This window comes from Roseateles sp. T103, from assembly GCF_057219915.1.
Map to the genome: position 1 here is coordinate 1 of NZ_JBXVVS010000012.1, position 1241 is coordinate 1241.

Sequence of the window (1241 nt, forward strand, 5' to 3'; positions counted from 1 at the left end):
CGCGGTGCCGTCCCAGAACACCGTGCCGTCGAAGTCGATGAAGACCTCGTGCACCACCGGCTCCTTGGTCGGCGGCGGCGGGTTGCCCGCCGGCAGGTCCAGGTTCACCGAGTGCAGCTGGATCGGGATCGTGATGATCAGCATCACCAGCAGCACCAGCATCACGTCGATCAGCGGCGTCGTGTTGACGTCCATCATCACTTCCGGCTCGCCGCTGCCCGAGGAGCTTCCTACGTTCATACCCATGCTCTTCTCCTTGGGGCTCAGCCGCCGCGCGCCGGCGGCTCGGTGACGAAGCGCACGCGCATCATGCCCGCGCGCTGGCAGGCCACCATCACGCGGCCCACCGACTCGTAGCGCGCCTTGTCGTCGCCACGGATGTGCACCTCGGGCTGCGGCTCCTTGACGGCTTCCTTCTTCAGCCGCGCCACCAGCGCCTCGGTGTCGGCCAGCGGCTGCGTGCCCCAGTAGACGTCGCCGTCCTTGGTCACCGACAGCTCGATGTTCTCCGGCTTGGTCACGCGCACGACGTTGGTCTCCTTGGGCAAGGACACCGCCACCGACTGCGTCACCACCGGCACGGTGATGAGGAAGATGATCAGCAGCACCAGCATCACGTCCACCAGGGGCGTGGTGTTGATGGCCGAGACCACCTCGTCTTCACCGCCGGATGACGATCCGACGTTCATTCCCATGATCTGGCTCCAGTGCTCAGGGTCACGAGACCCTGATCAGCGCTTGACGGCGCGGTTGCCCATCAGCACGCCATGCAGGTCGGCGGAGAAGGCGCGCACCTGACCCATCACGGCCTTGTTGCGGTTGACCAGCCAGTTGTAGCCCAGCACGGCCGGAACAGCCACGGCCAGACCGATGGCGGTCATGATCAGCGCCGCGCCCACCGGGCCGGCCACCTTGTCGATCGAGGCCTGGCCGGCCACGCCGATGGCGGTCAGCGCCTGCAGAATGCCCCACACGGTACCGAACAGGCCGATGAAGGGCGAGGTCGAACCGACGGTGGCCAGGAAGCCCAGGCCCGACTGCAGGCGGCTGTTGACTTCGCCGACCGCGCGCTCGATGTTCATCGTCACCCAGGTGTTGTGGTCGATGTTCTCGGTCAGCGCGCCTTCGTGGTGCTCGGAAGCCTCCACAGCGGTCTGCGCGATGTAGCGGAAGGCGCCGGTCTCGTTCAGGCTCTTCACGCCCTCAGCCAGGCTGGCCTTCTTGAAGAAGCTCACGCGCAC

General features: G+C 66.5%; 3 protein-coding genes. All 3 read right to left on the reverse strand.

The features are described from left to right. A partial coding sequence (locus AC2EBS_RS18250; protein WP_484729875.1) for an ExbD/TolR family protein occupies positions 1-246 on the reverse strand: 246 nt, incomplete at its 3' end. A 17-nt stretch (positions 247-263) separates the two neighbouring features. After that, positions 264-695 (reverse strand): ExbD/TolR family protein, encoded by a 432-nt coding sequence (locus AC2EBS_RS18255; RefSeq protein WP_484729876.1) that lies wholly within the window; start codon positions 693-695, stop codon positions 264-266. Between the two features lie 36 nt (positions 696-731). Continuing rightward, on the reverse strand, positions 732-1241 hold a 510-nt coding region (locus AC2EBS_RS18260), incomplete at its 5' end, for a MotA/TolQ/ExbB proton channel family protein (RefSeq protein ID WP_484729877.1).